Here is a 22,738-nt window from a genome sequence, read left to right as displayed (position 1 = left end):
CAGCGCTGTAGTACTAATTCGTGTTCCCCTCTTCTACTACCGCAAAGCTCACGTCCCAGATGCCGGCTTTGGCGCAGGCGACTAGCACGGGTTTGACTTCGCCGAAGGGGATGGTCGAGTCGGCGCGGATGCGGACTTCGATGGGCAAGGTTGCGTGGTCGCGTTCGTAGGCCAGGCGGGAGTCCAGTTCGTCGAGTGTCGTGGCCCCAGCGCCCAACAGCACGGTTCCGTCGGCCTTCAGGTTGATGGTCACCCGCTCGGAGCGGGTCTCGGTGATCTCGCCACCGGTCGTGGCCAGCGGCAGGTCGAGTTCGAGCTGCGTCTCCTGTTGCGCCAAGTGGCTGCTGACCAAAAAGAAAATGATCAACAAGAACACGACGTCGATCATCGGCGTCATGTTCATCGAAACCGGCTTGCGATATCGGGCGTTGGTCATGGGTTGGCTGTTACGAACGCTGAGTTTATTGAACCACGGAGAACACAGAGATCGCAGAGTAAGGGTGTGTTGCGGTCTCGGCTCCATTCCACGGGGCGACACTTAACACACACTACATTCAATCCGTGTCCACCCGTGTTCATCCGTGGCTTAGTTCACAAACGCGACCGCTGGTTACGGCTATGCAATCTCTGCGTCCACTGTGCTCTCCGTGGTTCCACGATCCTCACGATTTGCGATTCAGTAGCGCCCGTTTCACGGGGGCGAGTAGTCCCTTGGCGGTCGACATGCATTCGGCGATGAGGCCGTCGACTCGGTTGCGGAACACGGCGTAGGCGGCGAGCGACGGGATGGCGATCAGCAGGCCGCCCACGGTGGTGACTAGCGCCTGGTAAATGCCGGAGGCGAGTTCGCCGGCGCGGGCCGCGCCCTGGGTGTCGGCCACTTCGCGGAAGGCCATGATCATGCCGATCACGGTGCCCAGCAGCCCAACCATCGGGGCGATGTTGCCCAACACGCTGAGGTACTCGATCTTGCGAAACAGCCGCCCCGCCTGGTCGGCGGTCTCTTCTTCCAGACCTTTCTCGACCGCGGGCCAACCGGCTTCGGCTTCGATGAGCGCGGCGCGCATCATCGACGCCAGGGCGCACGGTGTCGCGTCGCACCGCTGCACCGCCTGGCCGACTTGTCCTTGGGCAAGCAACTCGCGAAGCTGCGAGACCAATTCGTCGGGCATCAACACGCTGCGGCGGATCGTGATCAGGTGCTCGACCGCCAATGCCAGACCGCCCATCGAGAGTAGCAGCAACAGCGCGACGATGAGAAAACCAACGATGCCACCTGAGAAGATGATGTCGGAAATCGATTCACCCGCCGCGGGGGCCTCGGGTTGTGCCGGGTCCTGCGCCATGGCTAGCGGCGCCGCCAGCATCGACAACAGCGTGGCGAGAAACGTATGGAAGAGTGTACGAAGCAAACGAAACATCCTTGTTCGGGGGCTGTTGGATGTGAGCTAGTGGAGTGTTTCGAGATCGACTCCCTCCGACTATCCCTCTCCCCCTTGCGGGGAGAGGTTAGGAGAGGGGGTCTTAAAAACTGCGGGAGTCAATCTCGTAACACTCCTGATAACGCACCCATCTATTCGGGCGATTGTAGCATATTCTTCGCTTCGCTTGCTGCGGCAGTTTTGGGGTAGTCGCGCATCAGTTCGGCCACCAGCTGCTGGGCTTCGTCCTGCTTGCCATCTGCCTCGAGGGTCTTAGCGGCGCGCAGCATGGCGGCGGCGGCAAGTTGCGGCCTCTTTTCGGCAAGCATGCTCGCGCGCAGGTATGCCAGGGCCGCAGAGTCCGCCTGGCGGAGCTGCCGGTGTGTGTCGCCCACCACCAGCCAGCCGCCTGCTTGCAGAGAGTCGGGTAGCTCCGCGAGGCGCTTCTCCCATCGCTCGACGTCCGAACTACTGGCGGTCACCACTTGGGTGCGCCACTGCTGCATCTCGGCCAGGCGGGCAACCTGCTCGTCGCCACCGTGTGCGAGTGACGCAAGCGTCTCGAGCGCCGCCGCGCGATCGCTGCCTGAAAGCGAGTAGCTGGAGGCCAACAGTCGGGCGGCTGGTTGATTGCTGGCTTGCCACTCGGCCACCACGGCCGGCGCGACTTGCGTACCGGAGTGCCACGCAAGCGGCGCGCGGCGCATCGCTGGCGTGGTGGGGTCGCTCTTGGCCAGTTCCACGAGTAGCCGTCCCGCGGAGCCCGGGTCGCCCACCGCCGCATAACAGTCCATCAACTTTTCCATGGCAAGCCGACGCACCCACGCCCGCTGGTCGGCCCGCACCGCAGCGGTCAACAGCTTGGAAGCCTGCGAGTATTTGCCAGCTGCCAATTCCTCGCTGCCCTGCTGGTAGCCATCGGGCCAGCGAGTGTCGATCGCGACAACGCGGCCGGCGGGATAACTTCGCTCGCTGCCGCCGACGGTGCCGATGGTGACTTCAATGCCGGTGTAGTCGACCACGGTGCCGGAGATCTCGATGCGCCCCTTGCCGTCGTCGCCGGACGACAGCGTTACCGTGTCGGCCACGGCCGCCGAAGCAGCCAGCACAACGGCAATCGAAATGACACAACGACTCGGCACGGCGGACCACAATCGGCGACTGGAAATCAGGAACAAGCCCTCAGTTTCGACCTTTGTGCGCAACTTGGCAAGGCGGATCGCTATGGATCGGTAATCCGCGTGTAGCCACGGCGCCCGCCAGCAACTACACTACGTTTTCTGCCCCCGTGTGCTGGGTTCGGCACAGCCCAGCAAGTTCGCACATTGCGACTGGGAGAATTCTATGCGCATACTCAGCTGCTGCTGCTGCTTTCTATTGGTGGTCTGCCCTGGCGTGGTCCGGGGCGAAGTCGAGGTAACAGTCGAAGTCCGTCCTGACGCCGAGGCCCAACCCGCGTTCAAGTTCGACAACTTACCCGCTCCATCGGACACCGATGCAGGCAACCTAGCGCGGGTCTCGCTGCTCGGCGGCAATCAGGATCGCAACGGCCAGCCAGCCCAAGCGCTGGTGAATGGCCAACTGGCGAATAGCTCGGACGATCCGCGGAACTGCTTCTTCTTCCAGGGCGAAGGGGGTCGGGTGATGCTCGATCTGGGCCGCGAGATCGACATCCAGCAGGTGAACAGCTACTCGTGGCATCCCAACGAACGTTCGGCGCAAGTCTACACGCTGTGGGCGGCCACGGACGACGCGCGGGCCGGCCGGCTCCGCCGCACCGGCGATAACGATCCACAGCAGTACGGCTGGACGAAGCTCGCCGACGTCGATACTCGCCAATCTACGGCCGGTAAGCCGGGACAGGTGGGCGTGAGCATCGCCGAAGGCGAAGGACAGCGTTTGGGCAAGTACCGCTTCCTGCTGCTCGACATCAAGAAGTCGCAGCCCGACCACCGCTTCGGCAACACGTTTTACACCGAAGTCGACGTGGTCGACGGCAACGAGTACCCCCTGCCCGACCTGGATAAGCATATCGACTCGATCGTGATCGACGAGCAGTATGAGATCACCTTCGACACGACCGGCGCGCCGGAACTTCGCGGCTGGGTCGACGAAGTGCTCAAGCCGATTTGCCGCGAGTGGTATCCCAAGATCGTCGAGATGCTGCCGAGCGAAGACTTCGAAGCGCCGCAGAAGTTCACCATCTACTTTCGCAATAACATGGACGGCGTCGCCTACACCCTAGGCACCGAAGTGCACTGCGCCGGCGTGTGGTTCAGTCGCAACCTCCAAGGCGAAGCGGCCGGCGCGGTGGTGCACGAGATGGTGCACGTAGTTCAGCAGTACCGCTCGCGCCGCAACCCAGGTTGGCTGGTCGAAGGACTCTGCGACTACATCCGCTGGTTCCTGTACGAGCCCGAGAGCCTCCGCCCGCAAGTGAACTTCAACCGCCACAACTACGACAACAGCTACCGCATCACCGGCGCGTTCCTGAACTACGTGATCGCCGAGCACGGCGAGGAGATCCTGCCCAAGCTAAATGCCGCGATGCGCCAGGGCCGGTATACCAGCGAGATGTGGAAGGAACTCACCGGCAAAACCGCGCCAGAACTGTGGGCCGACTTTGGGGAGAGCCAGAAGCAGGAGTGAAGCTGCCGCAGCCCGCGCTGAGCCCCGCCGTTCACGGCGGGGGTGCCAGCACGCAAACTAAATTGTTCACCCCAGCGTCACCAACTCCGGCCGCACGTGCTGCGTGACCACCGTGCCGAACAGGGTGTGGGCGTTGGCGTCGTAGATGGCGATGTCGATCGTCTCGCCGATCTGGCGGCGGTTGCCATCGAACACCACGATGCGGTCGCACATCGTGCGGCCAGTCAATTGCACTTGCGGGTGCTCGGTGCCGAGTTCGGCTTCCTTCTTGGCGGCCGCTTTGCTCGGTCCTTCGACCAGCACCTGCACCGCTTCGCCGAGGAACCGCTGGTTGTCGGCCTCGCTGATTTCGTTCTGTAGCTGCAGCATCTCGTTGTTCCGCGCCCGCTTCACCGCGTCGGGCACGTCGTCGGGCAGGATCTGTGCGCCCTTGGTGCCGGGGCGTTCGCTGTACTTGAAGATAAAACTGTTCTTGAACCGCGACTCGCGCACCAGGTCCATCGACATCTGAAAGTCGGCGTCGGTCTCGCCGCTGAAGCCGACAATAAAGTCGCTGGTGACCGCCACGCGAGGAATCCACTCGTACGTTCTCGCGAGCATCTCGCGGTACTCGCCCACCGTGTAACCTCGCCGCATCGCTTTGAGCTGCTCGTCGCTGCCGCTTTGGGCCGGCACGTGCAGGTACTTCGAGCACTTCGGCAGATCGCGGACCGCTTCGAGCAGGTCGTTCGTCATGTCCTTGGGATAGTTGGTGACAAACTTGATTCGCTCGATGCCATCGACCTCGTGCAGCGCGTAGATCAGATCGCTGAACCGCGTGGTCGTCTCGCCTTCGGTGTACTTGTAACTGTTGACCGTCTGGCCCAGTAGCGTGATCTCCTTACAGCCCTCGCCGGCGAGTTGCCGCGCTTCGCTCAATATGTCTTCCGGGTGACGGCTCTGCTCAGGGCCGCGGACGCTCGGCACGATGCAGTAGGTGCAGAACTTGTCGCAACCAATCTGGATGCGGACGTACGCCTGAAACGGTGTCGGCCGCATCGTGGGGTCGCGCAGCGGATCGAAGCTCTCGTGACTGCGGGCGATCTCGGTGCGGCTGCCTTCCTTGCGTCCCAGGCTCACTTCGAGCTGCTGCCCGCCGCCGGTTTGCACGTTGCGAATCAGCTCGGGCACCTGGTGCAACTGACCAGGGCCGACGACCAAGTCGACATAAGGGGCACGCTCGAACACGGTCCGCTGGTGATTCTGCGCCATGCAGCCGATCACGCCGATCACCTTGTCGGGGTTCTCCTGCTTGGCGTTCTTCAATCGGCCCAACGCGCTGTAGATCTTTTCTTCGGCGTGCTCGCGAACGCTGCACGTATTGAAGATCACCGTGTCGGCGGCCTGCGAGTCGCTGGTCAGCTCGTAACCCTCCTTACGCAGCGCAGCAACTACCAACTCGCTGTCGAGCACGTTCATCTGGCAGCCAACGGTTTCGATGTAGAGCTTCGGCATGCGTGGAGGTGAGTAAGTGAGTGCGTGAGTAAGTAGGTGGATAGCCGACGAGCTACGCCTCATCGGAAATGTCGGACCGCAGCACTAGGCTGCTTCTTCCTGTTCTCGTTTTTTGCGTTCTTCTTCGGCCTGGGCCTCGCGGCGGCGGTGCTCGTCGAACTGTCGCTTGATGTCGGCCACCAGCATGTCGCGGCGGCTGCGCATCAGCCTCACCAGCGTACCAACAGCCACCGCCGAAGCGACGACCAACAGCGCGATATCCCAGCGATCCATCGAAGGGGGCTCCTGCCTGGGGAGGGTTCCATTGGGGGCGACCCATTATGGTACTCAATACCACCCGGCCGAGGCGAGGGGAATTGCGGCGATCCGGCACGTTCCTTTACCCGACTAGCACTGCAGCGTTAACAAGATCGGTCCGGATGGCCACAAAAAGGCACGAAAACGCGCAAAGAAGCTCGCAACACTCATCGTTTTTCGTGTCTTTTGGTGCCTCTTTGTGGCAATTCCAACCGTCCAAGTTTGCAGTGGAGCGGTGGTAGCAAGCGCACCTTCTCCGGGCTCGAGGACAAGCCGGCTTGCGGGTCACTCGCTGGCGAATCTTCCTCCGCTGTACCCTCGCAAGAACTCCGCTGCTTGCATCACGCGCTTGCCGGCGGGTTGGAGCGTGAGGACTTCCAGCAGGCCTTCGCCGGTTTGGACCAGGAGTTTACCGCTCTGCTCCACCACAACTCCGGGCGCTGCTCCGGGCGCTGACGCTTCCGGCTCGCCAGATTGATCGACTTGCACGCGGTCGATCACTACGCGCACAGGCTCGCGGCCTTCGATGTGCCAAAACGAAAATGTTCTGGGCCACGGCGAGAGCGCTCGTACGCGGTTTTTGATCTGGAGCGCCGGTAGCGACCAGTCGACAAGCCCGTCCTGCTTCGCCAGCCTCGGCGCTTTACTGGCAGCCGTGTGCTCCTGCTCCACCGTCTCGGCCGTACCGGCCGTGAGCTTCTCGACCACGTCGACAACCGCTTCGGCGCCGAGCAACGCCAGACGCTCTTCCAACTCGCCGGCCGTCTCGTCGGGGTCGATGTCGACGCGCTGCTGCGCAAGGCAGGGTCCCGCGTCGAGGCCGGCGGTCATCTGGATCACCGTGTTACCAGTCACGGTGTCGCCATTCCAAACGGCCCACTGCACCGGCGCAGCGCCGCGATACTTGGGCAGCAGCGAACCATGCAGGTTCACTCCGCCGAGCCTGGTCGCGCCGAGCGCCGCCGGTTTGAGGATCTCGCCATAATCGCACACCACCAAGAGGTCCGCCTCAAGCGACTCCAGCCGCACGATCGACTCCGGCAGGTTCACACTCTCGGGTGTCCACAATTCGATGCCCAACTCCTCGGCCGCGGTGTGCATAGGCGGTCGCAGTGCTTTTTTGCGCCCCTTAAACGGCCGCGACACGACCAGGGCCACTTCGTGCGGACCGCCGGCCAACGCCTGGAGTGTCGGCACAGCGAAGGGTCCGGTTCCCAGCATCACAAGCTTCATCACAACCTCGTAGCAGCGGAGTTCATTCCGTTGGGGAACAGAATTCGACGCGGATTAGCGCGGATTGAGCAGGATATTCGCAGATTGGTTTACTTTCGGTTCTCGATTCAGTCAGACGCGAAGCATTGCCTCCAGCTCCAAGGTTCCATCGGAGTTGATGGCGTTGGCTATGTCCTGCAACCAAAGACTATGAAAGTTGTGTAGTTGTTCACTGTTGAACTTTCGAGTCTCCTGCCCATTCATCAGTTTTGCCGTCACGATGATCGAGTGTGGATGGGAATTGGAATCTTGAGATTCCAAATCCAATACGAACTTGGCCAAAGAAGAGCTAAGATTCAGTCCATTTACGAAGTCCAGCAAAAGCGCCCTGCTGTCACGATGCTCTTCGCCTTTACTTGCCTGAATTACGGTACTCCACTCCAGATAGAAGGGATTCGCGAAGACTCGCGTCACAACTGGGTAGTCAGCTAGCAGTACCTCGAAGCTTGTTTCGTCCAACGCACTGACTTCGCAACCAGCTTCGACGAATCGAGCCTTCAGGGTTTCAACTTCACGCTGCGTCATCTGATATTCACCGTCCGCCACGGAACCACCTCCTTTGAAACACGCCAGCAGCGAGTGCAATATGGACTTCCAGCTCAACATCTACCCAACCTGCCAAGTCCAAGTCCTATTTTCCACTACCGGCGGTAAGGTAACGGAATGAATTCCGTGCTACGTCCGCAGCTTCTCAAGTTCCGCCAGCTTGGCGGAGACTTGCTCTTCGGTCGGCGCTTCGCCAGTCGCCAGGCGGCTTTGGAAGTCGACTTCGAATTCGTCGATCAAATGCCGTATCTCCGCCAGGTTGCCTTCGCTCAGGCGGTCGATGAACAGCACGCCGTCCAAATGATCGTTCTCATGCTGCACCACGCGGGCCGGGAAGCCTTCGAGGTCGGCCTCGATCAGGTTGCCCGCCAGGTCGAACGCCTCGACGTGCAGGGTCTTGGCCCGCACCACGTCGGCGTGCACGCCGGGGATGCTCAAGCAGCCCTCGTTGCCCTCCTGATGCCCCTTCATCTTGGAAAGCACCGGGTTGATCAGCACCTGCTCGGCGTCTTTTTCCTGGCTGTTGCCAGTGGGGTTCATCACGAACATCCGATACGGCAGATCGACCTGATTGGCCGCCAGCCCCACGCCTTCGTGCTCGTACATCAGGTCGAACATCTGGGCGACCCAATTCTTGAGCTCTTTGTCCACACGCCGAATCGGCTGCGACTTGTGACGAAGCGTCGGGTGCGGGTAGTGAATAATCGAAAGCGGCATTGGACCAGGGACGCGGAGTGCAAAAGGCGAAACGCTCAATTATAAGGAAATCGCGGAGAGAATGGCAGACGGTGGGGAAAGCACCCAATGACGAAATACCCAATGACCAAAAGCTCACCGTGGCACCCGAATCGATACTCCCCCCTTACGCCGAAGGCGTTTCGGCTCCCAGCGAAGGGTTGCGGCGTAGCCGCTACCCTGGGGAATGACGAAATGCCGATTTCCTACCGTGGCTGATTGCGCCGCTACCCCGGCTGTCGCCACTACCCTGGGGATCTGACTCACCCTGCTACTCGGCCACCTGCACCCCTTCCCCTTGCAGCAGGGCGGTCCAGCTCCTGCCGTGCTGGCGGAACGCGTCGGCGGGCATCGACACGGTGTCCCACTTGGGCGACAGCGTGCGGGCCGATTGCCAGTAGTCGGCCAGCGGCACCGCGACGAAGCCGTAGCGGCGGTCGCGGAATCGCCACACGTCGTCCGCCGGGACCGGCGATCGATCGGCTACCAGTTCGAACGCGAACACCAACAGCGGCGAGAAGTCCGGGCCGAAGTACCGCGCCCACTCGGCCAGGCTGCGCAGGTCGTCCCGCGTCGACCAGTTGCGCCAGTACTGTTTGTTGGCCCGGCCCGCCGGGAACTGGCGGCCCTTGATGTCGACCAGGTAGCTGGTCGGCCCCGGCGGCGAGACGAGAAAGTCGACACTCTTCAGCGAGTCGCGCCCCGACTGCTGGGCGACCAAGCTGCGGCGTTTCTCATCGACCGCCACGTACGGGGTGCGCCGCTGGCGGAGCAGTGCCTCGAACGCCGCTTCGTAATGATTATGCAGTCGCGCCATAGCTCGCAGCCTAACATCACAGCCCTCTGCCAGCTATTCGAGGAATCCACTAGTGCGTGCCGCACACGGGCTTGTAGCGTACACACTGTCGGAGAATTCCAACCTCAACTCCGCCAATCCGACGTGGCACGTTGTCGAAAATTGCTCCCTGCATTCAATTATTTCTGCCCGCAGGGATGCCAGTTCGCTGTCATCGGTATAGCTCGCTGTTTTTGCGCCATTGGAGACCTTTTTTCCAGATTATTGGCCGCCAACTGTTGATAGCTGCTAACAAGCTTGCCTAGACTAGACGTTTCGAGAACATCCTACGGATCCGAGGTCTTAAGCCCCCCAAGGACCTTGGTATCCAATGAGCCCGCCTTCGAGAGCTTGCTCTCGAAGGCGGGTCTTTTTGTTGGGGTTCTCGTCTACATTATTGGGACACGGCTACTCAACCTCCGGCCTCCAGGTCAGCTTGCCGGCGTGCATCGTTGCCGTGCCGGTGACCGGCGCGCCCGACTTGGGAATCAAGTTGGCTGCCGCCAACCGCACTTCCAGCCAAACGAGCCGAAAATGCAGGTACTCGGCCGGCTGGGTTGCCAGTGCCGGTATCAGCTTCTCGCCGGCCTCGAGCCCCCGCAGCCCGTGCGCGTCGGCAATTGCCTTGCCGCCCGCTTCGGACAACTCGTGCCACGATTCGAGTTCGAGCTGCCCCCCGGTCCCCCGGACTACGATCTTCGTAAACCTGGAGTCGGGCCCCCAGTGAGAGCGGTTCTTCGCAGGCAGGTCGAACGCACCGCGGTCGTCAAAGCGTTTCAGCGTCTTGCTTAACGCCTCGGGCGGCAGCTTGGCCGTTTGGAAGGGTGCACCTCCCTTCAATTGATCTTCGGACCAGACCACTGTTCCATCCTCCCACAGGCAGAAGATCAGCTGCGGCCCGCCCTCCGAGGCAAGGCCCCAGTCCTCGTTGTAGATGGCCAGCACCGTGTCGGCGTCGGTAATCGGCTTTGGCCCGGCAGCCGACACGCGCGAACTCAGCAGCATCACGCACGCGATTGAGAATAGTGCCCATCGAGTCATACGCTTCTCCTTGGAACATCGAGTGAAACGAAAGCCAGCGTCCCGTTCTACGAGTCGCTACCACTCTTCCTCGTAGGCTTCTTCATCCTCCAACTCCGCGTCCTCGGCCGCGTACATGACGTCGGTCCGTAGAACGTACTTGCGGCCCTTGGTGACTGGCTCGCCTTTGTGATGCACCGCGTGTTCGAAGAACAGGGCCATCCCCTCTCGCGGCACAACACTGAACTCGTCGAATGAGTCATCGGAGTAAGAATCCTCGAACGAGGTATCGCCTCCCTCGAAGTCGTCGTTCAGATAGACCAGGCACGTCAGGTAGCTCTGCTCGCCGTTGTCGCGCTCAAACGCAAAGTCCTGATGCCAGTTAAACTGCTGGCCGGGATCGTAGCGATAGAATCGCAGCAGCTCGTTCATGCCCACTGCCGGCCGGCCGTCGTACTCCGCCGGCACAAACTCCTGCGCCCTCTCCCACAGCCACTCGGCGATCTGGTCGCTCTCAAAGATCACCCGCTCGTTGTTGCGCACGTCCTTTCGCAACACCTGCCCCTGAGGACTCGACACCAGGGCGTCTTCGTAGCCGTAGTCCTCGCTCATTTGTATGTACCTGGCGCACTCCTCGGGGGTTAAGAAGTCTTCGACCGTAAACACGTAGTCGTTCAACCAGTTTTCTTCCGGCATAGGCAACCTCTACCTTTCGTTGGGGGAATGAAAAGCTCCACAAAAAACTGCGAACCGCATCAGTCAAACAAATCCTGCAACTTCTGCAACCAACCTTCCGGTGGCAGGTCCTCTTTGTTCGTTTCGGCGCGGACCAAACCGTTCTTCAGTTCTTCGAACGTCAGCAGGAACGTCGCCTCCGAGCCATCTTCTTGTTGCAACCGCACCCGGGCCCACCGCGGCGGCTCGCCCTCTTTGGGCTCCTTGTTCTCGATCGAATCGATATGCCCCAGCGGCAGGTAGCTCTTGGGTTTGTCGCTGCCGAGTTTCTTCTCCGCCATCAGTTGGTCTCCTTCTGTTGAGGGCGTTCTAATCTCGTATCACCGATGGCACCGGAACCACCGGCTCCAGCGGATATTCGCCGTAGTTGAAGCAGCCTTGGTGCACCTCGGTGTCAAAGTCGCCGTTGTAGTCGTTGTCCTCCCACCAATACTCGCTCGTACTCATGCGTGGCTCATATCGACATTTCATATCGATTTTTCCGTCGTCGTTGCGATCGTAGTAAGCAATCCCGCGCTTGCGCCATCCGTTCCATTGACTGGTTTTCCCCGCGCGCTTGAATCTCCACCCCTGAATCGAGGCTGGATTCACCGTGCGAAACTCCTCCTCCAAGTGGGCCGCTAATGCATCCGCTGTTTTGAAACGACGGTACAACTCTTGCTGAAGCCGATAGGTTTCGAGCTCTTCGGCGGAAGGTCGCATGAGCCTCCCTATGATCCCGATTCCAACACCTACCATCAAGAAGGCTAGCAGCAAGGTACGAAGCCGAAATCGCACCGGTGCATTGGGTTCCATTCCGGATGGCGCTGTGGAGTCCATGTTTAACCCGACCTCTGGGATCTGCTGATTTCGGACTGCATTGTACCCGCCGAGTGGCCATGAGTCTCTGGACAACTTTTCAGAAACGTTGATTCGCGTGGCTCTCTGTGCGACTTTCGCCGTAGGTGGCCGCAGGTTGCCTTAGACCTCTCGTGAGGCCATCTACGGATTGATTGCGGTCTCGGTCGCGCTCCGGCTGGTGGAAACTTTTCTCCTCGACCGCTGGAAGAACAGATTTCTATCCTGGGGCGGCGCTTGGCTCGTCCTCGCCGCTTGCCCCAGGCTGACATGTTGCGCTCCTTCGGAGCTGTTCCTGTTCAACACTTCTCTGTCAAAAATCCGTGCCCATCAGTGTTCATCCGTGGCTAAATTCATCGGCGCGACCAGCGGTCGCGGCTTTCGATTCTCTACGCTCTCCGTGCTGAAAACTAATCCCGATTTCTTTCCCGGTGGTTGTTGTTTTCTTACACACATGCGTCATACTACATGCACGAAATCACTGGCAGGTATCCAGTGGAGCCAACCTTCCTTGCAAAGTGTGAGGAAGCACCCGGTATCCAACAGAGCCCGCCGCGAGAAATACGTTTCTCGCGGCGGGCTTTTTTTGTGCGCACAACAAGAATCGCAAGACCATGCAAAATTTCGTTTCCTTAGACCATGCCAAGCCGCAGTTGTTCGATGGCGACCTGTTGTTGTTTCGACGACGCCGGCGCTCGCTAGGTTCCCTCATCGCCATCGCCGGCCGCGGCGTCCATTCGCATGCAGGTAAGGTCGCCTGGTGGGGCAACGAGCCATTCTGCTGCGAGGTTCGCGAATGGTACGGCGGCCGGGCGGTCACCTTGGCCAGCCAGGTACGCAAGTATCCCGGCCGGATCGACCTGTTTCGCACCAATCCCGACCTCCGCTGGAAGCACTACGACCGCGTGGCGTCGGTGCGGTACATGCGCCGACTGGCCGGCTGCGACTACGGCTACCGTGGCGTCGCCACCGCGGCCTTGTTGCACCTTCCGCTGGTGCGTTGGTTCGCCAAACCGAGCATCGAAGACCAACGGGTCGAACACCGCCCACCGTTCTGCAGCCAGGCGGTGGCCATGGCCGACCGCCTGGCCGGCGGAGTCGATCCCGTGCCCCATCTGGCCGACCGCTTAACCGAACCGACCGACCTGGCGCAAAGCCCGTTTTATGAATACGTGCTGACGCTGGTTTGAAACGTCCCTACGAGACTCGTGTCATTCTGAGGGGAGTGGAGCGACCTGAAGAATCTAGTTTGGACAACCACACGGCACAGCACTTTAGCGAGCTCGGACGAGCAGACGTCCAGAAGTGACAAAGTCGCCGACTACTGCAATCCAGATTCCTCAGTCGGCGAGCCTCCTTTCGGAATGACACTAACGTAAAAACTGCATCACCTACATACCGATCTATGATGTTCCATTCACTTTATATGCTCCGTGTAATCTCTGTCTTCGTGGCTGTTGTCTCAACCGCCCAAGCCGAATGCATCCGCCAACCCGATGGCACCTGGCGGTGCCTGCCCACCGCCCCGCAAGCACAGCCAACCGCCATGGACATTCGCGTCGAGTGCCCCACGTCGCGCGGCAGTGGCACCTCGGTGGCGCGGAGCGCAACGGGTGGAACGCTCATCGTCACCAACCATCACGTGATCGACGCTCAATCGAGCGTCCTGCTGCACGCCAGCAGCGGTGCGTCGGCAGCGGCCGTGGTTTGCGCGGTCGATCGCCAGAACGACCTCGCGCTCTTGGAAGTCCAATCCGAGTGGCCGCACGTGAAGCTCGGCAGCGAAGTGGCGATCGGCACGCCGGTCCACTTTCGCGCGTTCGACGCCGGCGTCACCTTTCGCAAGTACTACGGGCAGGTCACCAGTCGCTACCACGGTGCCGGCGCGGGCGGGTTTTTCGCCACCGGCGCCAGCCGCAGCGGCAACTCAGGCGGCGGGGTCTACAGCCAGGGCCGCTTGGTGGGCGTCGTGTGGGGCAACCCCAACGGCGGCACCGCGTTTGTGCCGATTGGTCCCGTGCGAGCATTGCTCGAGAGAGCACAACGTAGCAGGATTCGCAAGAATTCTGACCAAGAGCGGAAGCTTCCCATCATCCAACCCTCGTCTTCCGACGAAGGCTGCGAGCGCGCTTGCGATTGCGACGCTCGACTTGAGCGCATCGAAGCACAGCTTACGCAACTTGCGAATCTAAAACCGATTGCCCCCTCCCCTCCCCCGCAGATCGCCACGCCAGCGGTTGGTTGGCTCCATCTAGCCGCGGCCGCGCTCGGCGTGAGCACCCCGCTTGGCGTGGCGATTCTGGCGGCGGGCTTTTTGGTTCGAGTGCGTCGCCCACGTCGGCGTGGCCTGGGAGGTCCGCGCACCGAGAGCTTTCCCCAAGACCACCGAGCCCACGAGTGACAACTACTGCTACCGCTGGAACCAGCGCGAGCAGCGCGCCGTGCCGGTAGCGTTCGAAACCCCGCCCACCGAACCGCAAGTGGTCGAGACGAACACCTACGTGCCTTACGAAACGTCGAAGTTCCAAAACGCCTACGCCTGGGCCGCCAGCCAAGTCGCCCGCAAACTGCCCGCGAGTGTGGAAACGCTGCACACGCTGGAGAGTTTGATCAAGCAGCAGATGAATGGAAATGACGAATGACCAAACACCCAATGACCAAAAATCGTGACTCCGGCCGCCACCATTGGTCATTGTTAATTCAACATTGGTCATTTCCCAACCACTCCGGGCGCTAACGCTTCCGGCTCGCCATGTAACCGATCCTCAACTCTAACCCCACACAACATCATGCCTATCACCAACTCCGACGCGATTCTTCACTACAACGTTGGCATCTTCGGCGAAGCCGGGTATGCGGTGCCGAACTGGTCGAACGACATCGGCAGCTTGAACCCGACGATTGTCGACTGGACGCAACTGGTCGGTCGCAACTTGTTCCACATCATGCACCACGAGGACGTCGACCTCCGGATTCCACCATCGCGGAACACGCTCGAGCGAATCCACAAGCTGTACCTCCGCGCGGCGAGCATCCTGGCCGGGCGGGCGGTGCCGCCGGGCGAGCGGAACATGGAAGTGCAGCACGTGCGGCCCGCCGGCGAGGTGTTCCGCGTGTACCCGGTGCCGTACTTCAAGGTGCGGAACCCATTCCTCAAGCGGTGGGCCGAACTGGTGCTGCTGTCGCTGGCCGAGGCGATGCAGCACACCGAGAACCGCAAGGAGATGGAAGTCAGCACCGCATTCGCCGGACTGGTGGGACAGTACCTCCGCCGCGTGTACGCCAACATGGCGATCGAGTTGTTCGGCAAGGACCGCACCGCCGCGATGGCCGACGGGTTCACGCTCACCGAGGCCGACTTCGCCGCCTACAACCCGGGCGAGTTCTTCACCGCCACCGAAATGGTCGACACGGTGCCACGTTTGGATCGCGTGCTGACCGAAGACCGCCTGGAACTACTGAGCGAAGGCATCCCGGTCACCGAGCTGCCCGCCGACATCGCCCCGTGGCCCACAAACCTGACGAATTTTTATTCGAGCGTGCGAACCGACGCAACGATCGGCGCCGCGAGCGGTTCGAACGGCACGACCACAGCCGCGCCGATCATTCCACCAGCTCCGGCACCGTAAATCGTAGGGTGGGTGGTTCTGCCGCCAGCGCCCTTCGCGTTGCATCGAAACGTTGTCGGCAGGTTCACCCACCATCCATACGTCTTAGGCTCGGTGGGTGAACCTGTCGGCGGCAACGCTTTCGCGCAGTTCGTATCTTCGTTGGCCGACAGAACCACCCACCCTACAAACTGATCCGCGAACATCCGCGACTGATTTCCAACCACCAACCACCGATCCAACCATGACCAAAAACAACGAATACCGTTTGCAAGCCATGCTCTTCCGCTGGGGCACACTCGGCGGGCTCGGGATGTTGCTGGCGCTGGTGGTCGAGGGCTTTGTGCTCACGTCGCAAGTGCGTGGACTCGAACCGCGGATGAAGGTGCTCGAGTCGCAACTCCAGCGCAACTGCCTGCTGTTCGACCGCATGGACACCAAGGTCGACGAGATCCGCAACGACGTGACCCGCCTGGCAACACGCGACGAGATGAAGGGCGGTGACTAGTTCATGTGTCACGCAGAACCGTAGGGTGGGTGGTTCTGCCGCCACGGCCGTTTCCATTGCATCAAAACATTGCCGGCAGGTTCACCCACCTTTGATGCCTTGCCATGGTGGGTGAACCTATCGGCGGCAACGGTCTCGCGGAATTCCTACTTCGATTGGCCGACAGGACCACCCACCCTACGACTGGACACCACATCCTCCCAATACCCAACACCCCCATGCACATCCAAGACCGCGTGAAAGAACTCCGCCGCGTGCCGGCGAGTGAGTTAAAACCCAACCCGCGAAACTGGCGGACGCATCCCATCGCGCAGCAAGACGCGCTGCGCGGCGTGCTGGCCGATGTCGGTTTTGCCGACGCGGTCGTCGCGCGGGAACTCGCAGACGGTTCGCTGGAGCTGGTCGACGGACACCTTCGCGCCGAGACCATGCAGGACGCGTTGGTGCCGGTGCTGGTGGTGGACCTCGACGACAACGAAGCCACCAAGGTGCTGCTGACGCACGACGCGCTGGCCTCGATGGCCGGCGTCGACCAGCAAAACTTCACCAGCCTGCTCGGCGAAGCGGTGTTCGAATGCCAGGCGGTCGAGTCGATGCTCGCCGGTCTCAAACCCGACGGCGCTCCACCACCCCCCGAAGACAACCGCCCCGAAGTCGACGTCCCCGAAGCCTACCAAGTGCTCGTGGAATGCGACGGCGAAGCCGAGCAAGAAGCGCTTTTCAACCGCCTCCGCAGCGAAGGATTTCGGTGCCGCGTGATCACGCTGTGAAAACTCCCCCCAGCGTAGCGGCGTCGCCGCAACACTGGGCTGATGGACACAATCCCTTCGGGATAACGAGCGATCCACAACTGTACGCCGAAGGCGTTACGTCTCCCAGCGAAGGGTTGCTGCATCGCAGCTACCCTGGACACCAGCAACACGAACCACCATGCACATCTCCCTCTCCTGCCCCGTTCACGATTCGTTCCGCGTCCAGCAAGTGGCCGGCATGTTCGACGTGCCGCTTGCCGAGCGGCTCTCGGAGGAGTTCGACGTCGAATTGCCAACCGGCGACGACTGGCAAGTCGGGCTGATCGTTGGTCCCAGCGGCAGCGGCAAGTCGAGCGTCGCCCGCCGTGCGTTTGGCGATTCGCTGCACACCGCCAGCCAGTGGCTGGCCGATCGCGCGGTAATCGACTGCTTCGAGGGACTTTCGGTTCGCAAAACGACCGAGCTACTGACGGCCGTCGGATTCAGCTCCCCACCGTCATGGATCAAACCGTACGCGGTGCTTTCAAACGGCGAACGCTTCCGCTGCGACTTGGCGCGAGCGCTAGCGAAGGGCGAAGGCCCCCACCCTAGCCCTCCCCCAAAGGGGGAGGGAATAGTGAAGAGCCTTCCCCCTTGGGGGGAGGGTTGGGTGGGGGCGCCCACCATCGCCTTCGACGAATTCACCAGCGTGGTCGATCGCAACGTCGCGCGGGTTTGTTCGGCGGCCGTCGCCCGGGCGGTGCGCACTGGTCGGGTGAACTGCCGGTTCGTGGCCGTGACGTGTCATTACGACGTGGCCGAGTGGCTCGAGGCCGATTGGGTGCTCGACATGGCCACGCGGACTCTCACGCGGAGGTGTCTTCGGCGACCGACGATCGAGCTACAAGTTCACCGCACCGACCTTAAAGCGTGGTCGCTGTTTGCGCGTCATCACTATTTGAGCGGCACGCTCGCGCCGCAAAGCGAGTGCTACGTAACCACCTGGAATGGCGAGCCGGTGAACTTTTGCGCGACGATTCCCGTGATCGGCTACCGCGGCCGGCGGCGGTTCACGCGCATCGTCACCCTGCCCGACTACCAAGGCATTGGCATCGGCATGCGCAGCGTCCGCGCCGTGGCACAACTGCACCGCCAACGGGGCCATCGCGTGAGCGTCACCAGCAGCCACCCCGCACTCATCCAGCACTGCAAGCATTCGACCGACTGGAAAGCGGTGAGCGTCAAGAAGACCGGCCGCTCCCGCACCAGCGGCAGCGGCTTCGGCAACTACCGCAGCAGCACCGGCCGCGCGATCGTGTCGTTTGAGTTTGTTGGGTGAGTAAGTGAGGTGAGTAGGTGAGTAAGAACGAGTTTCAAAACCGTAGCTGGATTCGCAAGAATTCAGAGATCGCACGGAAACTTCTGAATTCTTGCGAATCCAGCTACCACGGCTTTGAGGTTTTGAAATGGCTTCTAAATAAGTACCCGTTGCCCTGCCTCATTGCGGTGAATCAACAACCAACACAACATTTCACAGATGACCGAACAACAAGCAAACGATTTTGTCAGTGTCGTCTCCACTGGATGTCCGGTGGACACGGGGCTCGACGTGACCGGCGTGTCGGCCGAGGAGTACGACGAAATCACGCGGGCCGACGGGGAGCTCGCGCGGCGAGCGCGGCGCGCCGCGGGTCTGGCGGAGTTTCATCAACTGCGCAACATCAAGGAGGCTGGCACGGACCCCAAAAACTGGAGGGCGAGCGTGTGGTGGCTCGAACGCTGCCGCGGCGATCGCTACCTCTCGAAGCCGCCACGCACGTTTACCCAACAGCAGGTCGAAGCGTTCCACAGCGACGTAGCCCAACTGATCGACAGCCAGGTCCGCCACCAGGACGACCACGAACGCGTGCTGGAAAAGCTCAGCGAGCTAGCAGACGAGCACCTCGACACCGCCAGTACCACACCGGGGACCGATTCCATCACCACCCCCGACGAGTAATCCTCTTCCAACCAAACCCATGCCTCAAAACTCTTACACCACCTTAAAATTCCTTCGCCAACAGCGGCAGAAGCTGGCCCATGAGCTCGTGCGATTGCGAACGAAGCGAGCCGCGCCCGCTGCGCTCGATCTCGTCGCGTGGGGGCAGCGGTTCTTGCCCAAGCACTTCACCGCTCCGCCGTCGGGCATGCATCGATGGCTGGCCGCGCAGTTTCACGCGATGCACCAACAGCGCGGCACGAAGCTCAACGTCGTTGGGCCGCGCGGCGGCGCGAAGTCGACACTCGGCACGCTGGCCTACGTGCTCCGCGCCGCCTGCGAGGCGTGGGAACCGTACATCTGGATCATCTCCGACACCGAGGCCCAAGCGCAAATGCACCTGGAGAACGTCAAAGCCGAGCTGACCGGTAGCCAGCTGTTGGCCGCTGCGTACCCCAACGCGTGCGGCGTTGGACCTCGCTGGCAAGCCACGGCCGTGCAACTCAGCAACGGCGTCGCCATCGAAGCCTATGGCACTGGGCAGCGAATCCGTGGTCGCCGCCGCGGCGAGCATCGCCCGACGCTGATCATCTGCGACGACATCCAAAACGACGCTCACATGTCGAGCGCGGCGCAACGCGAATCGTCACGCAACTGGTTCCACGGCACGCTGCTCAAGGCCGGCACCACCGCAACCAACATCGTGAACCTGGCCACCGCCCTGCACCGCGACGCTTTGGCGATGGAATTGCAAACCACGCCGGGCTGGCGAAGCCGATTATTTCGTGCGATCGAAAAGTGGCCCACCCGCGACGACCTGTGGCACGAATGGGAACGGCTCTACACCCGCGCAGGCGACCCGACGGCCATGGAAACCGCGCGCGAGTTTTACGAGCAACACCGCACCGCGATGAACGAAGGCGCCGAAGTGCTGTGGCCGGAGGTCGAAGACTTGCCGGCGCTAATGAGCATGCGACTCGAGAGCGGCCGCACCGCGTTTGAGCGCGAAAAGCAAGGCGCGCCGATCGATCCCGATGGCTGCGAGTGGCCCGAGGAGTACTTTGGCGATCACATTTGGTTCGACGAGTGGCCCGACGCGATGGTGCTTCGCACCGTAGCGCTCGACCCCAGCAAAGGGGCCGACGCGCGGCGGGGCGATTACTCGGCGTTTGTGATGCTCGGCATCGACTCGGCCGGTGTGCTGTACGTCGAATCCGACCTGGCCCGCCGCGCGACGCCGGTGATGGTGACCGACGGAGTGGCCATCTGCGAGCGATTTCGCCCCGCGGTGTTCGGCGTCGAAGCCAACCAGTGGCAAGAACTCTTGGCCGACGAATTCACCGCCGAGTTCCGCCGCCAGGGCTTGTTGAACATTCAACCGGCCTCGATCACCAACTACACCAACAAGCAAGTCCGCATCCGCCGCCTCGGCCCGCACTTGTCGAAACGACGGTTGCGATTCAAACGCCACTCGCACTCCACACAACTTCTGGTCGACCAACTCCGCGACTTCCCCGGCGGCGCCCACGACGACGGCCCCGACGCATTGGAAATGGCGCTGCGTCTGGCGGAAGATCTGACGTTGAGGAAATGAACGACGCAATCTCACCCAGCGTAGCGGCTGACGCCGCAACACTGGGCTGAATGACACAATCCCTTCGGGATACGAAAACTGCACAACCTTCTACGCCGAAGGCATTTCGTCTCCCAGCGAAGGGTTGCGACGTAGTCGCTACCCTGGAAACAGCAACGATTCCCTGGAGCACCCCCATGAACCAACTCCAACAACTTCACGAAGCCTTCGAACTGTTGCTCTCCGACTTCATCGATCCCCGCGAAGCGCTAGAGGGCGACGATGGGCAGTTGTGGCAGGACATCGCAGCAGGCGGGTCGGCGGCGCATCCGCTGGCGGCCGAGCGGCTGGCCGACATTCGCAGCGATTGCCGGCGGCTGCTGGTGGCCAACGAGTACGCCATCAATGGCGTCGAGAACCGCATCAGCTACATCGTCGGCAGCGGGCATGCGTATCAGGCGGTGGTTCGCAAGCACTCCCCTGCCCCGGATTCGCTGGCGGCCGAGGTGCAGCGGGTGCTCGACGACTTTCTCGACACCAGCGAATGGCACAGCCGCCAGCAAGAGATCGTGCGGCGAACGGATCGCGACGGCGAGGCCTTTCTGCGACTGTTCACTGACAACGCGGGAGAGACGCGCGTGCGATTCATCGATCCCGAACACGTCCGCACGCCTGATCGGCTGCGCGACGATCCCACTGCAAGCCATGGCATCCTGACCGACGCGGCCGACGTCGAAACCGTCCGCGGTTACTTCGTCGACGGCGAGTTGCTGCCGGCCGAGATGGTGCAACACCGCCGCGCGAACGTCGATCGCAACGCCAAGCGGGGTTTGCCGCTCTACACGCCGGTGCGTAAGAACTTGCGCCGCGCCGAGAAGCTGCTGCGGAACATGAGCGTAGTGGCCGAGATCCAGTCGGCGATCGCGCTGATTCGCAAGCACCGCGCGGCCACGCGAACCGGTGTCGAGCAGTTCGTCGCCAGCAGCGCCGACGCGACGGTCGCCAAACCCACCGGGCGAATCGAGCAACTCACGCAGTACGGCGCCGGCACAATTCTCGACGCGCCGGCCCACGTGGAGTACGACTTCCCGGCCACCGGCGTCGACGCTTCGGCCTTCGTGGCCATCCTGCAGGCGGAGCTCCGCGCGATCGCCGCGCGGCTGGTGATGCCCGAGTTCATGTTCACCAGCGACGCGTCGAACGCGAACTACTCCTCGACGATGGTGGCCGAAGGCCCCGCGGTGCGAATGTTCGAGCGACTGCAAGCCACCATGGCCCGCGACGACCGCGACATCATGTGGCGCGTGGTCCAGAACGCCGCCGCGGCGGGTAAACTGCCGACGAACATCCGCGCGCTGATCGACATCCAAATCACGCCACCCGCGCTGGTGAGCCGCGACGCTCTGGACGACGCCCGCGTGATGGACCTCGCCTACCGCCGCGGCATCGTCTCGCCACAAACCTGGACGCGACAACTGGGACTCGACTACGAGCAGGAACAAAAGAACCGCGCGATGCATGGAGGTGAGTAAGTGAGGGTGAGTAGGTGAGGGTGAGTAAGTGTGGGTGAAGTAACTACGTGTCATTTCGAAGGGAGTCCGGCGACCGAGAAATCTGGATTGCAGCACGCTCAAACTTTGCACTTGAGGAGCTTCGAACTTCCAAGCTCCAGAAATAACCAAGCCGCCGTGGCGCGGCAAGCTAGATTCCTCAGTCGGCGAGCCTCCTTTCGGAATGACACGACCTGCATTCACACTCGGCACTGCGTGTCATTTCGAAGGGAGTCCAGCGACCGAGAAATCTAGTTTGCAGAACGCTCACACTTTGCACTTGAGGAGCTTAGAACTTCCAAGCTCCAGAAATGACCAATCCGCTATGGCGCGGCGAACTAGATTCCTCAGTCGACGAGCCTCCTTTCAGAATGACACGACCTGCATTCACACACGGCACTGTGTGTCATTTCGAAGGGAGCCCGGCGACCGAGAAATCTGGTTTGCAGCACGCTCAAACTTTGCACTTGAGGAGCTTCGAACTTCCGAGTTCCAGAAATGACCAAGCCGCCGTGGTGCGGCAAGCTAGATTCCTCAGTCGGCGAGCCTCCTTTCGGAATGACACACCGACACCCCCTAAACACACCACTCTCACAAAATCGCAAGTGTAAAAAAATCGCTGTAGAAATCGAAACTTCATTTGCTATGTTGGGCTGTATGACAACTGCAATTCGCAAACCAGTATTGAATCCCTCGAAGGCCGAGCAGGCGCAGCAGGAATTTGCCAAGCTGCTCTCCAGCGCCTCGGCGCGCGGCTTCCACGGCACCGCCGGCATCACGCTCTCCATCCAGGACGGGCACATTCAACACTTGAAAGTCAACGTGGAGCGAATGGTTCGATGAGCTGTCGGCCGCTCATAGCTTACAGCCAATAGCCTACAGCCCTAAACGGTATCGCAACGAGCCGGCGCACTCCAAGCGCCGGTATCGCAACGAGCCCATCATCCAC

At 61.4% G+C, this 22,738-nt stretch carries 25 protein-coding genes; 12 read left to right on the top strand and 13 right to left on the bottom strand.

The features are described from left to right. Positions 1–13 precede the first annotated feature (13 nt). The 3 genes from ACQK2L_RS09585 to ACQK2L_RS09575 form a co-directional block, all read right to left on the bottom strand. The gene (locus ACQK2L_RS09585; RefSeq protein ID WP_425396731.1) at positions 14–436 is read right to left on the bottom strand and encodes an ExbD/TolR family protein; all 423 of its coding nucleotides are present in this window, start codon (positions 434–436) and stop codon (positions 14–16) included. 226 nt (positions 437–662) lie between these two features. Beyond that, positions 663–1,412 carry a MotA/TolQ/ExbB proton channel family protein gene (locus ACQK2L_RS09580; protein WP_425396730.1) on the bottom strand — a complete coding sequence of 250 codons (750 nt, stop codon included), beginning with the start codon at positions 1,410–1,412 and terminating at the stop codon, positions 663–665. 161 nt (positions 1,413–1,573) lie between these two features. Further along, the gene (locus tag ACQK2L_RS09575; RefSeq protein ID WP_425396729.1) at positions 1,574–2,563 is read right to left on the bottom strand and encodes a tetratricopeptide repeat protein; all 990 of its coding nucleotides are present in this window, start codon (positions 2,561–2,563) and stop codon (positions 1,574–1,576) included. Positions 2,564–2,765: 202 nt separating this feature from the next. On the opposite strand from ACQK2L_RS09575, the gene ACQK2L_RS09570 reads away from it, so the two are divergent. Then, on the top strand, positions 2,766–4,070 hold the full coding sequence (locus ACQK2L_RS09570; RefSeq protein ID WP_425396728.1) for a basic secretory protein-like protein: 1,305 nt from the start codon (positions 2,766–2,768) through the stop codon (positions 4,068–4,070). Positions 4,071–4,136: 66 nt separating this feature from the next. On the opposite strand, the gene miaB is transcribed toward ACQK2L_RS09570, so the two are convergent. The 10 genes from miaB to ACQK2L_RS09520 form a co-directional block, all read right to left on the bottom strand. Further along, positions 4,137–5,564, bottom strand: coding sequence for a tRNA (N6-isopentenyl adenosine(37)-C2)-methylthiotransferase MiaB (gene miaB / locus ACQK2L_RS09565; protein WP_425396727.1), 1,428 nt, complete (start codon positions 5,562–5,564; stop codon positions 4,137–4,139). An 84-nt stretch (positions 5,565–5,648) separates the two neighbouring features. Further along, entirely contained in the window at positions 5,649–5,837 is a 189-nt protein-coding gene (locus ACQK2L_RS09560) for a hypothetical protein (RefSeq protein ID WP_425396726.1), read from the bottom strand. Positions 5,838–6,146: 309 nt separating this feature from the next. After that, a complete protein-coding gene (gene fmt, locus ACQK2L_RS09555; RefSeq protein WP_425396725.1) occupies positions 6,147–7,094 on the bottom strand; it encodes a methionyl-tRNA formyltransferase in 948 nt (315 codons plus the stop codon). Between the two features lie 111 nt (positions 7,095–7,205). Continuing rightward, positions 7,206–7,679, bottom strand: a complete 474-nt coding sequence (locus tag ACQK2L_RS09550; protein ID WP_425396724.1) for a hypothetical protein — start codon at positions 7,677–7,679, stop codon at positions 7,206–7,208. A 129-nt stretch (positions 7,680–7,808) separates the two neighbouring features. After that, entirely contained in the window at positions 7,809–8,396 is a 588-nt protein-coding gene (gene def / locus ACQK2L_RS09545) for a peptide deformylase (RefSeq protein WP_425396723.1), read from the bottom strand. 289 nt (positions 8,397–8,685) lie between these two features. Beyond that, on the bottom strand, positions 8,686–9,231 hold the full coding sequence (locus ACQK2L_RS09540; protein ID WP_425396722.1) for an HYExAFE family protein: 546 nt from the start codon (positions 9,229–9,231) through the stop codon (positions 8,686–8,688). 426 nt (positions 9,232–9,657) lie between these two features. After that, entirely contained in the window at positions 9,658–10,290 is a 633-nt protein-coding gene (locus ACQK2L_RS09535; protein ID WP_425396721.1) for a hypothetical protein, read from the bottom strand. 57 nt (positions 10,291–10,347) lie between these two features. Continuing rightward, entirely contained in the window at positions 10,348–10,965 is a 618-nt protein-coding gene (locus tag ACQK2L_RS09530; protein WP_425396720.1) for a prolyl hydroxylase family protein, read from the bottom strand. A 59-nt stretch (positions 10,966–11,024) separates the two neighbouring features. Continuing rightward, entirely contained in the window at positions 11,025–11,285 is a 261-nt protein-coding gene (locus ACQK2L_RS09525; RefSeq protein WP_425396719.1) for a hypothetical protein, read from the bottom strand. A 28-nt stretch (positions 11,286–11,313) separates the two neighbouring features. Further along, positions 11,314–11,706: a hypothetical protein gene (locus ACQK2L_RS09520; protein WP_425396718.1), complete on the bottom strand. Its 393-nt coding sequence runs from the start codon at positions 11,704–11,706 to the stop codon at positions 11,314–11,316. Positions 11,707–12,455: 749 nt separating this feature from the next. Between ACQK2L_RS09520 and ACQK2L_RS09515 the strand changes: the two genes are divergently transcribed. From ACQK2L_RS09515 to ACQK2L_RS09465, 11 genes are all read left to right on the top strand, one after another. Then, a complete protein-coding gene (locus ACQK2L_RS09515; RefSeq protein ID WP_425396717.1) occupies positions 12,456–13,031 on the top strand; it encodes a hypothetical protein in 576 nt (191 codons plus the stop codon). Positions 13,032–13,291: 260 nt separating this feature from the next. Beyond that, positions 13,292–14,242, top strand: coding sequence for a S1 family peptidase (locus tag ACQK2L_RS09510; RefSeq protein WP_425396716.1), 951 nt, complete (start codon positions 13,292–13,294; stop codon positions 14,240–14,242). Positions 14,243–14,282: 40 nt separating this feature from the next. Next, the gene (locus ACQK2L_RS09505) at positions 14,283–14,483 is read left to right on the top strand and encodes a hypothetical protein (RefSeq protein WP_425396715.1); all 201 of its coding nucleotides are present in this window, start codon (positions 14,283–14,285) and stop codon (positions 14,481–14,483) included. A gap of 147 nt (positions 14,484–14,630) precedes the next feature. After that, positions 14,631–15,470 (top strand): hypothetical protein, encoded by an 840-nt coding sequence (locus ACQK2L_RS09500; RefSeq protein ID WP_425396714.1) that lies wholly within the window; start codon positions 14,631–14,633, stop codon positions 15,468–15,470. Positions 15,471–15,693: 223 nt separating this feature from the next. Further along, positions 15,694–15,957, top strand: coding sequence for a hypothetical protein (locus ACQK2L_RS09495; protein ID WP_425396713.1), 264 nt, complete (start codon positions 15,694–15,696; stop codon positions 15,955–15,957). Positions 15,958–16,175: 218 nt separating this feature from the next. Beyond that, positions 16,176–16,727 (top strand): ParB N-terminal domain-containing protein, encoded by a 552-nt coding sequence (locus tag ACQK2L_RS09490; RefSeq protein WP_425396712.1) that lies wholly within the window; start codon positions 16,176–16,178, stop codon positions 16,725–16,727. 160 nt (positions 16,728–16,887) lie between these two features. Beyond that, positions 16,888–18,027, top strand: a complete 1,140-nt coding sequence (locus ACQK2L_RS09485) for a GNAT family N-acetyltransferase (protein ID WP_425396711.1) — start codon at positions 16,888–16,890, stop codon at positions 18,025–18,027. 198 nt (positions 18,028–18,225) lie between these two features. Next, positions 18,226–18,687, top strand: coding sequence for a hypothetical protein (locus ACQK2L_RS09480; protein WP_425396710.1), 462 nt, complete (start codon positions 18,226–18,228; stop codon positions 18,685–18,687). Between the two features lie 19 nt (positions 18,688–18,706). Beyond that, positions 18,707–20,260 carry a hypothetical protein gene (locus ACQK2L_RS09475; protein WP_425396709.1) on the top strand — a complete coding sequence of 518 codons (1,554 nt, stop codon included), beginning with the start codon at positions 18,707–18,709 and terminating at the stop codon, positions 20,258–20,260. 176 nt (positions 20,261–20,436) lie between these two features. Continuing rightward, on the top strand, positions 20,437–21,771 hold the full coding sequence (locus ACQK2L_RS09470) for a phage portal protein (protein ID WP_425396708.1): 1,335 nt from the start codon (positions 20,437–20,439) through the stop codon (positions 21,769–21,771). Positions 21,772–22,446: 675 nt separating this feature from the next. Beyond that, entirely contained in the window at positions 22,447–22,632 is a 186-nt protein-coding gene (locus tag ACQK2L_RS09465) for a hypothetical protein (protein ID WP_425396707.1), read from the top strand. The last annotated feature ends 106 nt before the right edge of the window (positions 22,633–22,738 follow it).

Source organism: Aeoliella sp. (assembly GCF_965227375.1).
Classification (GTDB): Bacteria; Planctomycetota; Planctomycetia; order Pirellulales; family Lacipirellulaceae; genus Aeoliella.
Note: the sequence above shows the minus strand (reverse complement) of the source record. Positions and strands in the feature narration are given on the sequence as shown.

What these genes read in the sequence shown, in the direction of transcription:
- ACQK2L_RS09585 (WP_425396731.1), bottom strand. Translation starts at nt 436, where the DNA reads ATGACCAACGCCCGATATCGCAAGCCGGTTTCGATGAACATGACGCCG.
- ACQK2L_RS09570 (WP_425396728.1), top strand. Translation starts at nt 2,766, where the DNA reads ATGCGCATACTCAGCTGCTGCTGCTGCTTTCTATTGGTGGTCTGCCCT.
- miaB (WP_425396727.1), bottom strand. Translation starts at nt 5,564, where the DNA reads ATGCCGAAGCTCTACATCGAAACCGTTGGCTGCCAGATGAACGTGCTC.
- ACQK2L_RS09560 (WP_425396726.1), bottom strand. Translation starts at nt 5,837, where the DNA reads ATGGATCGCTGGGATATCGCGCTGTTGGTCGTCGCTTCGGCGGTGGCT.
- fmt (WP_425396725.1), bottom strand. Translation starts at nt 7,094, where the DNA reads ATGAAGCTTGTGATGCTGGGAACCGGACCCTTCGCTGTGCCGACACTC.
- def (WP_425396723.1), bottom strand. Translation starts at nt 8,396, where the DNA reads ATGCCGCTTTCGATTATTCACTACCCGCACCCGACGCTTCGTCACAAG.
- ACQK2L_RS09540 (WP_425396722.1), bottom strand. Translation starts at nt 9,231, where the DNA reads ATGGCGCGACTGCATAATCATTACGAAGCGGCGTTCGAGGCACTGCTC.
- ACQK2L_RS09535 (WP_425396721.1), bottom strand. Translation starts at nt 10,290, where the DNA reads ATGACTCGATGGGCACTATTCTCAATCGCGTGCGTGATGCTGCTGAGT.
- ACQK2L_RS09530 (WP_425396720.1), bottom strand. Translation starts at nt 10,965, where the DNA reads ATGCCGGAAGAAAACTGGTTGAACGACTACGTGTTTACGGTCGAAGAC.
- ACQK2L_RS09525 (WP_425396719.1), bottom strand. Translation starts at nt 11,285, where the DNA reads ATGGCGGAGAAGAAACTCGGCAGCGACAAACCCAAGAGCTACCTGCCG.
- ACQK2L_RS09520 (WP_425396718.1), bottom strand. Translation starts at nt 11,706, where the DNA reads ATGCGACCTTCCGCCGAAGAGCTCGAAACCTATCGGCTTCAGCAAGAG.
- ACQK2L_RS09515 (WP_425396717.1), top strand. Translation starts at nt 12,456, where the DNA reads ATGCAAAATTTCGTTTCCTTAGACCATGCCAAGCCGCAGTTGTTCGAT.
- ACQK2L_RS09500 (WP_425396714.1), top strand. Translation starts at nt 14,631, where the DNA reads ATGCCTATCACCAACTCCGACGCGATTCTTCACTACAACGTTGGCATC.
- ACQK2L_RS09495 (WP_425396713.1), top strand. Translation starts at nt 15,694, where the DNA reads ATGACCAAAAACAACGAATACCGTTTGCAAGCCATGCTCTTCCGCTGG.
- ACQK2L_RS09490 (WP_425396712.1), top strand. Translation starts at nt 16,176, where the DNA reads ATGCACATCCAAGACCGCGTGAAAGAACTCCGCCGCGTGCCGGCGAGT.
- ACQK2L_RS09485 (WP_425396711.1), top strand. Translation starts at nt 16,888, where the DNA reads ATGCACATCTCCCTCTCCTGCCCCGTTCACGATTCGTTCCGCGTCCAG.
- ACQK2L_RS09480 (WP_425396710.1), top strand. Translation starts at nt 18,226, where the DNA reads ATGACCGAACAACAAGCAAACGATTTTGTCAGTGTCGTCTCCACTGGA.
- ACQK2L_RS09475 (WP_425396709.1), top strand. Translation starts at nt 18,707, where the DNA reads ATGCCTCAAAACTCTTACACCACCTTAAAATTCCTTCGCCAACAGCGG.
- ACQK2L_RS09470 (WP_425396708.1), top strand. Translation starts at nt 20,437, where the DNA reads ATGAACCAACTCCAACAACTTCACGAAGCCTTCGAACTGTTGCTCTCC.
- ACQK2L_RS09465 (WP_425396707.1), top strand. Translation starts at nt 22,447, where the DNA reads ATGACAACTGCAATTCGCAAACCAGTATTGAATCCCTCGAAGGCCGAG.